This window comes from Halogeometricum sp. CBA1124 (assembly GCF_009741955.1).
Taxonomy (GTDB): domain Archaea; phylum Halobacteriota; class Halobacteria; order Halobacteriales; family Haloferacaceae; genus Halogeometricum; species Halogeometricum rufum.
On sequence record NZ_WPCD01000207.1, the window covers coordinates 1 to 6,584 of the forward strand.

10 protein-coding genes and 3 pseudogenes are annotated in these 6,584 nt (G+C 70.9%); 5 read left to right on the forward strand and 8 right to left on the reverse strand.

Annotation, left to right across the window (positions count from 1 at the left end):
* From GJ632_RS18165 to rpl7ae, 5 genes are all read right to left on the reverse strand, one after another.
* Window positions 1-184 (reverse strand): hypothetical protein (locus GJ632_RS18165; protein WP_191453683.1); only part of this gene is annotated, 184 nt, incomplete at its 3' end.
* An 85-nt stretch (window positions 185-269) separates the two neighbouring features.
* The gene (gene ndk, locus GJ632_RS18170; RefSeq protein ID WP_089807571.1) at window positions 270-749 is read right to left on the reverse strand and encodes a nucleoside-diphosphate kinase; all 480 of its coding nucleotides are present in this window, start codon (window positions 747-749) and stop codon (window positions 270-272) included.
* Entirely contained in the window at window positions 746-952 is a 207-nt protein-coding gene (locus GJ632_RS18175) for a 50S ribosomal protein L24e (RefSeq protein ID WP_089807573.1), read from the reverse strand. Before GJ632_RS18175 ends, ndk begins: the two co-directional genes overlap by 4 nt.
* Window positions 953-955: 3 nt before the next feature.
* Window positions 956-1,180 carry a 30S ribosomal protein S28e gene (locus GJ632_RS18180; protein ID WP_006054022.1) on the reverse strand — a complete coding sequence of 75 codons (225 nt, stop codon included), beginning with the start codon at window positions 1,178-1,180 and terminating at the stop codon, window positions 956-958.
* Between the two features lie 6 nt (window positions 1,181-1,186).
* Window positions 1,187-1,549, reverse strand: coding sequence for a 50S ribosomal protein L7Ae (gene rpl7ae / locus GJ632_RS18185; RefSeq protein ID WP_089807575.1), 363 nt, complete (start codon window positions 1,547-1,549; stop codon window positions 1,187-1,189).
* Between rpl7ae and GJ632_RS24880 the strand changes: the two are divergent.
* From GJ632_RS24880 to GJ632_RS22425, 5 genes and pseudogenes are all read left to right on the forward strand, one after another.
* Window positions 1,548-2,210, forward strand: a pseudogene (locus GJ632_RS24880) (tRNA(Met) cytidine acetyltransferase TmcA domain-containing protein); the annotation flags it as partial. The gene rpl7ae and the pseudogene GJ632_RS24880 sit on opposite strands and share 2 nt — an antisense overlap.
* Window positions 2,209-2,736 (forward strand): annotated as a pseudogene (locus tag GJ632_RS24885) (tRNA(Met) cytidine acetyltransferase); the annotation flags it as partial. The pseudogenes GJ632_RS24880 and GJ632_RS24885, both read left to right, overlap by 2 nt.
* 121 nt (window positions 2,737-2,857) lie before the next feature.
* Window positions 2,858-3,844 carry a GNAT family N-acetyltransferase gene (locus tag GJ632_RS24890; protein WP_343161251.1) on the forward strand — a complete coding sequence of 329 codons (987 nt, stop codon included), beginning with the start codon at window positions 2,858-2,860 and terminating at the stop codon, window positions 3,842-3,844.
* Window positions 3,793-3,999: a hypothetical protein gene (locus GJ632_RS24895; RefSeq protein WP_255473604.1), complete on the forward strand. Its 207-nt coding sequence runs from the start codon at window positions 3,793-3,795 to the stop codon at window positions 3,997-3,999. The genes GJ632_RS24890 and GJ632_RS24895 overlap by 52 nt, the downstream gene beginning before the upstream one ends.
* 123 nt (window positions 4,000-4,122) lie before the next feature.
* Window positions 4,123-4,287 (forward strand): hypothetical protein, encoded by a 165-nt coding sequence (locus tag GJ632_RS22425; protein ID WP_177232596.1) that lies wholly within the window; start codon window positions 4,123-4,125, stop codon window positions 4,285-4,287.
* Between the two features lie 27 nt (window positions 4,288-4,314).
* On the opposite strand, the gene GJ632_RS18195 is transcribed toward GJ632_RS22425, so the two are convergent.
* The 3 genes and pseudogenes from GJ632_RS18195 to GJ632_RS25595 all read right to left on the reverse strand — a co-directional run.
* Window positions 4,315-5,052, reverse strand: coding sequence for a GNAT family N-acetyltransferase (locus GJ632_RS18195; protein WP_191453684.1), 738 nt, complete (start codon window positions 5,050-5,052; stop codon window positions 4,315-4,317).
* A gap of 84 nt (window positions 5,053-5,136) precedes the next feature.
* Entirely contained in the window at window positions 5,137-5,601 is a 465-nt protein-coding gene (locus tag GJ632_RS18200; protein ID WP_089807581.1) for a hypothetical protein, read from the reverse strand.
* Window positions 5,598-6,584, reverse strand: a pseudogene (locus tag GJ632_RS25595) (flavoprotein); the annotation flags it as partial. The gene GJ632_RS18200 and the pseudogene GJ632_RS25595, both read right to left, overlap by 4 nt.

Here is a 6,584-nt window from a genome sequence, read left to right on the forward strand (position 1 = left end):
GCGCCGCGGCGACGCCCGCGGCGACGGACCCGCCGGTCCGGGCGAGGACGTCACGCCTCGTCGGGTCCGACTCGTCCGCCGTCCCCTCGGCCGCCGTCCCCCCGCGCTCCCCCCTCGTCCGCACCGTCGTCCGCGTGCTCGTCTCTCGGCATTCGTTCGGCTGGAACCCGCGGCCGGCGCGCACTAAGCTGTTGTCGGCGGCGGCGCTGACTGTCCGCCGAGCTGAGAGGTGTCGAAAGAACGAAAAGCGAAACGTACCGGCTACGGCCTCAGTGGTCCTCTTCTTCGTAGAGCCACGTCTCGTCGACGCGCTCGTAGTCGACGAGTTCGTCGTCGTCGAAGAAGAGGGCTATCTCGCGCTCGTTCGCACCCTCGTCCTCGTGGTCCGAGGCGTGGATGACGTTGCGGCCGAGGTCCAGTCCGTAGTCGCCGCGGATGGTGCCGGGGGCGGACTCGGCGGGGTCGGTCTCGCCGACCATCGAGCGAACCTGCCGGGTCGCGTCGGCGCCCTGCCAGACCATCGCGAAGACGGGACCGGACGTGATGAAGTCCACGAGGTCGTCGAAGAACGGCTTGTCCTCGTGCTCGCCGTAGTGTTCGTGGGCGAGGTCCTGGTCGATCTGCATGAACTTGCCGGCGACCAGTTTCAGCCCGCGCTCTTCGAAGCGGGAGACGACGTCGCCGACGAGTCCGCGCTGGACGCCGTCGGGCTTGACCATCACGAACGTGCGCTCGTCGTGGTGGCTCATTCGGAGCCCTCCTCGGAGGGACCGCCGGCGGCCTGTCCTTCGGCCGTCCACTCCAGGTCGCGCGCCTCGCGGCCGAGGAAGTAGTTCTTCTCGGCCTTCGAGTCCTTGAAGTGGAGGATGGTGCCGTCGTTCTTTACGTACATCGTGCCCGTGCCGGGCTCGATCTCTTCACCAGAGTAGTCGCACGTGCGCTTCTCTACCATTGGTTACTGACCTCCGATGGAGTCGGCGTCGCGCTGGGTCTCGCGCAACTGGAGGATGTCGCCCTCGCGGACGGGGCCCAGCACGTTCCGCGTGATGATGCGGCCCTGATTCGAGCCTTCGCGGATGCGGCATTTGACCTGCATGGCCTCGCCATGCATCCCGGTCTTGCCAACGATCTCGATGACCTCTGCGGACGTCGAGTCGCTGGCGGTCTCTTCTGCGCTCATGGTCGATTACTGAAGTTCCTCGACCTTCGCGGCGATGTCTTCGACCTGCTCCTGCGCTTCGCCGGCGTCGACGATGGCGGCGGCGGCGGAGCCGACTTCGAGACCCGCGGCGTGACCGACTTCGTCCTGCGTCTCGATGAAGATGTACGGGATGCCCTTCTCGTCTGCCAGTTCCGGCAGGTGCATCACGATCTCTTCGGGGGAGACGTCTTCGGCGACCAGGACGAGCTCGGCGTTACCGCGCTCGACCGCTTTGGTCGTCTCGTTCGTACCTTTCTTTACCGTGCCTGTGTCTCGTGCGACCTCGAGCGCCTCGAGGGCGTCTTCTGCGAGGTCGGCTGGGACGTCGAATTCTACGTATACTGCCATGTTGTTCACCTATTTCCTGCTCGCGGGCTCGACATCCTCGCCGGCGGACCACTGCTGGTCGCGGTCGTTCCCTCTCGGCGAGGAGCATTCATCAACCCCGGGCAGGCTGTACCCTCTGATAGCTCAGGACCCCATAAAAAACGCTTTCAATGCCGCCCTGCCGTGGCACCGGTCCGCACGGCGGTTTGCGGGACGTTCACGCCTCCTCGACGGTCACCGAATCCGAGCGGAAAGTGCCTTACGACCCCCTCCCGACGCCGACCATGCACCTCCGGTCGCTCGCCGCCGACCTCCGGGCGGCGCACGGGACTCGAACCAGCGACGACTCCTCGTCCTCGCCGGCGGCCGAGACGCCGGTATCGACGCCGCGTTCGACGTTCTCGACGGCGCAGACGTCCCCGACGACGAGGCGACGTTCGTCACCGCCCGCGAGGGGTTCCGCTTCGAACGCGTCCACCCCACGCACGCGGGCACCCTCCTCGGCACCACCCGAACGGCCGTCGTCTGCGACGCCCACGAGGCGTTCTCGCCGAACGTCCTCGGCCGCCTCGCGGGCGTCGTCGCGGGCGGCGGCCTGTTCGTCCTCCTCGCGCCGCCCCTCGACGAGTGGCCCGAACGCGACGGCGCGTTCGAGGCGTCGCTGGCCGTCCCGCCGTTCGATGCCGCCGACGTGGGGGGTCGCTTCCGGACGCACCTCGCGGCGACGCTCCGGACGCACCCCGCGTCGCCGTCGTCGACGTGGACGCCGGCACCGTCGAACGCGACGGGGCGACGGACGCGCCGCCGGCCCGGGGCAACCGGTCGCCGTCCCCGCCGCGGCGGCACGACTTCCCGCGCGCGCCTACGACGCCTGCCTCACGGCCGACCAGTCGCGGACGGTGGCCGCCCTCGAACGCCTCCGCGACCCGGGCGCGGCGGTGGTCGTGGAGGCCGACCGCGGACGGGGGAAGTCCAGCGCCGCCGGACTCGCCGCGGGGTGTCTCGCCGCCGGGGACGCGACGTCCTCGTCACCGCACCGTCGTACGCAACGCCCGCGAGGTGTTCGCCCGCGCGACCGACCTCCTGGCCGAGACGGGGTCGCTGGCGACCACGACGAGGCGGCGCACGTCGTCCGCGCCTCGGGCGGGGGGCGCGTCCGCTTCGCCGACCCGCCGACGGCGGCGACCCTCCCGGACGACCCGGACGTGGTCCTCGTGGACGAGGCGGCGGCGATTCCGGTCCGCCTCCTCGCCGCCGTTCGCCGACGCCCCGGCGGCCGGGTTCTTCACCACCGTCCACGGCTACGAGGGGACCGGTCGGGGGTTCGCCGTGCGCTTCCGGGACCGCCTCGACGAGAGCGACCTGTCGGTGACGGACGTGCGGATGGACGAACCCATCCGCTACGCCCGCGGCGACCCGGTGGAGACGTGGGCGTTCCGGGCGCTCCTCCTCGACGCGCGACCCGCCGTGGACCCTCTCGTCGCCGACGCGACGCCCGAGTCGGCCGCGTACCGCGCCCTCTCGCAGGACGAGTTGGCCGACGACGACCACCTCCTGCGCGAGGTGTTCGGACTGCTCGTCCTCGCGCACTACCGGACCGAACCGGACGACCTGGGCCGCCTGTTGGACGCGCCGAACCTCGAGTGCCGGGCGCTGACGCACGAGGGCCACGTCGTCAGCGTCGCCCTCCTCGCCCGCGAGGGGGGACTCGACCGCGAGACGCGCCGGGCGATGTACGAGGGCGCACGCGTCAAGGGGAACATGCTCCCCGACGTGTTCACGAGCCAACTCCGCGACGAGGACGCCGCGGTCCCGGTCGGCTACCGCGTCATGCGCATCGCCACGCACCACGCCGTCCGGTCGTCGGGACTCGGCTCTCGCCTCCTGTCGGAGATTCGCGCGGAGAAGGCCGACGGCTCGGAGGCGGTGGACTACCTCGGCGTCGGCTACGGCGCGACGCCGGAGTTGCTCTCCTTCTGGGACGACAACGGCTACTCCACCGTCCACCTCTCGACGACGCGCAACGACACCAGCGGCGAGTACTCCGCGCTGATGCTCGCCCCCCTCACGCCGGCGGGGCGCCGCCTCCACGACAGGCACGCCGACTGGTTCCTCGACAGACTGCCCGGCGTGCTGTCGGACCCCCTGCGCGACGCCGACCCCGACGTGGTGCGGGCGGCGGTCCGCGCCTGCGACGCCGCGCCGCCCCTCGAACTCACGGACCGCGAGTGGCGCGTCGTCGTCGGGCGTCGTTCGGTCCGGGGATGTACACCACCGCCCCGGACGCCTTCCGAACGCTGGCGCGCCGCGCGCTGAACGACGACGACCCGCCCTGCTCGCCGCGGGCGGAGCGACTGCTCGTCGGGAAGGTGTTGCAGGGTCGGCCGTGGCCCGCCGTGGCCGACGAACTCGGCTACCACTCGCCGCGCAACGCGATGAAGGCGCTCGGTGACGCCTACGCCGACGCGTGAAGCGATACGGCGCGGACGTGGACGCCGTGGCGACGGAACGCGCGCGGTTCGAGGAGTGACGCGACGGGGCGGGCCGCGGAGACGAGCGACACGCCGAAGTCGCTCGGCCGCCTCGCTCGACGTATGGAGACGTGCGCGGAGGACGGTTGCGAGGACCCGGCGGCCGTCCGCGTCTACGTGCCGTGGGACGAGGACAGAGACGTCTGCACGGGTCACGCGCGGGTGCTGGCCCAGAAGGACGGCGTCGTCGCCGAACCGCTCGAAGGGACCGGCGACGACTGGCGGTGACGACGCTCGGACGTTCGGGCGTCGCGGTCAGCGGATGCCGACGGCCATCATCACCTCGTCGGCGTAGTCGTCGCCGATCTTGTAGTGGTCCTCGCGGACCGCCTCCGTCTCCCAGCCGTGGTCTTCGAGGAACGCGATGGCCGCCTCGTTCGTCGCGGGGACGGAGTTGTACAGTTTCTCGAAGCCGTGGTCGTCGGCCCAGTCGACGCCCCGTTCGAGGAGGCGACTGCCGATGCCCTTCCCGCGGAACTCCGAGCGCGTCCCGACGGTGAGGACGGCGGTGTGGCGGAGTTTCCCCGTCTCGGGGAGGTCGAGGTGACACCAGCCGGCGAGTTCGTCGTCGACGGTGGCGACGAACACCATCCGCGACTGCACCTCGTTGTGCCGGAGGACGACCTCCTCGTGGTCTATCATCTCGCCGACCGTCTCGGCCTCGATGTACGTCCCCTCCTCGGCGACCTCCTGTATCGCGTCCACGAGGGCGTCCAGGTCCACCTGCTGGGCGGTCCGGATGGTGAACCCCTCGCCGTCGTCCGCCTCGAACACCTGCGCGTCGTCCTCGTCGTAGGCGACCTGCACCTTGTCGCCCACCTTCCGGATGTAGCCCTCCCGACGGAGAACGGTCAGGTGCGCCCCCAACGCGGCCGGTTCGAAGTTGAGCGCTCGCCGGACCTCGTCCTCGCGGACGATGCCGTGGCTCTCGACGTAGTCGTAGATGTCTTTGCGGTCCGCGTTGTCGAACGCCAGCGTCTCCGTTACGTCCATGACCCGTGCTACCACCCACCAAAAGTTAACGTTTTTTCGTGAACTCCGACACGTTCGGCCGCCGGCGCGCCCGCGAGAGAGGACTCACCGGCGCGGCGGCACGTCGGTGAGCAGTCGCGCCACCTCGCGGGCGTCGTGCGTCTGGAGCAGTATCTCCGCCGCCGTCCGCACCGTGGCGTCCGGGTCCACGTCGACGCCGTAACACCGGGCGTACAGCGACAGCCAGTCGTTCAGGGCCCGGTGGAGCAGGTCCAGTTCCGTCTGGGAGAACCGGGCGTGGTCCCCGCCGGTGTGCGCCTCCACGTAGACGCCCGTCACCGGCGCGACGCCCTCGCGGACGTACGACAGGGCTCGCTCGTCGGCCCCGCCGTCCGGCGGCGCCTCGAACCGCCGTCGCTCCGCCCGCGCCGACGCCGCGAGCGACCGAATCTCCTCGACGTGTCCCGAGTGGCGGCCGTCCTCGGCCGTCCGTTCGCCCCCGGCCGCGCGACCGTCATCGGTGTAGCCCCCGTCCGCACGCGCGGACCGGGCCGACGCCTCCTCGGTCATCCGTCGTCGTAGGAGACGCCCTTGCCGCCGCGCGGGTGGGTCCACTCGGTGTCGGCGACGACGGCGCACGTCCCGCACTCGACGCAGGGCTGGGTGTCGAGGCTCACGACGTGTCGCTCGTCGCCGTTCGTCCGCACGAACTCGTCGCGGTAACAGCCGCCGCCGAAGCCCTCGGCGCTGACCGGACAGGCGGCGACGGCCGCTCCGCTGGCCTCGTAGGAGTCGTCCTGCAGGACGATGTGCGGGTTGCCCACGTCGGTGTCGTACGTCAACTCGCCGATGCGCTCCTCCAGACTCGGCGGTTCGACGCGGTTCGTGTCCGTGACGCGCGTCCCGAGTTCCTCGGCGACGACCGTCGGGAGCGTCACGTACGGCGTCCGCGTGTCCGGCGCGATGGACAGGAGCAGCGGCGACCCGTACAGGCGTTCGAGCGTCCCGCTCCCGAGAGCGCGGACGCGAGGCGGCCGAGCCGCGAGGTGAGAAGTGAGTCGAGGGCGTCGGTCACGTCGTCGCGTTCGGCGACGGTCCGGGTGAGGTCGTAGCCCCGCGGCCGGAGCTTCTCCATGACGCCCTCCTCGCGGAGTTTCTCCGCGTATCGCTCACCCGCCTGCTCGGATTTACCGCGCGCCGTCGACTGCGCGAACGCCTCGGCGGCGAGTGCGCCGGCGGTGACGGCGTGGTTCATCCCCTTGATGATGGGCCCCTGCGCCTGCATCTGCCCGGCGGCGTCGCCGACGAGGAGCAGGCGCCCCTCGTGTGGGTCCCGCAGGGCCACCTTCTTGGAGTCGGGGACGAGTTTCGCCGCGTACTCGCGTTCGTGGTAGTCGTCGCCCAACCACTGCGCGAGGAGCGGGTGGGTCAGCAGGGCGTCGAGCAGTTCGTGCGGTTCCGCGCGTTCGGCGACGAGGCTGTCGAGGTGGAACACCGTCCCGATGGACAGCGAGTCGCGGTTCGTGTAGAGGAAGCCGCCGCCGCGGACGCGC

What these genes read in the sequence shown, in the direction of transcription:
- GJ632_RS22425 (WP_177232596.1), top strand. Translation starts at nt 4,123, where the DNA reads ATGGAGACGTGCGCGGAGGACGGTTGCGAGGACCCGGCGGCCGTCCGC.
- rpl7ae (WP_089807575.1), bottom strand. Translation starts at nt 1,549, where the DNA reads ATGGCAGTATACGTAGAATTCGACGTCCCAGCCGACCTCGCAGAAGAC.
- GJ632_RS18175 (WP_089807573.1), bottom strand. Translation starts at nt 952, where the DNA reads ATGGTAGAGAAGCGCACGTGCGACTACTCTGGTGAAGAGATCGAGCCC.
- ndk (WP_089807571.1), bottom strand. Translation starts at nt 749, where the DNA reads ATGAGCCACCACGACGAGCGCACGTTCGTGATGGTCAAGCCCGACGGC.
- GJ632_RS18195 (WP_191453684.1), bottom strand. Translation starts at nt 5,052, where the DNA reads ATGGACGTAACGGAGACGCTGGCGTTCGACAACGCGGACCGCAAAGAC.
- GJ632_RS18180 (WP_006054022.1), bottom strand. Translation starts at nt 1,180, where the DNA reads ATGAGCGCAGAAGAGACCGCCAGCGACTCGACGTCCGCAGAGGTCATC.
- GJ632_RS24895 (WP_255473604.1), top strand. Translation starts at nt 3,793, where the DNA reads ATGTACACCACCGCCCCGGACGCCTTCCGAACGCTGGCGCGCCGCGCG.
- GJ632_RS18200 (WP_089807581.1), bottom strand. Translation starts at nt 5,601, where the DNA reads ATGACCGAGGAGGCGTCGGCCCGGTCCGCGCGTGCGGACGGGGGCTAC.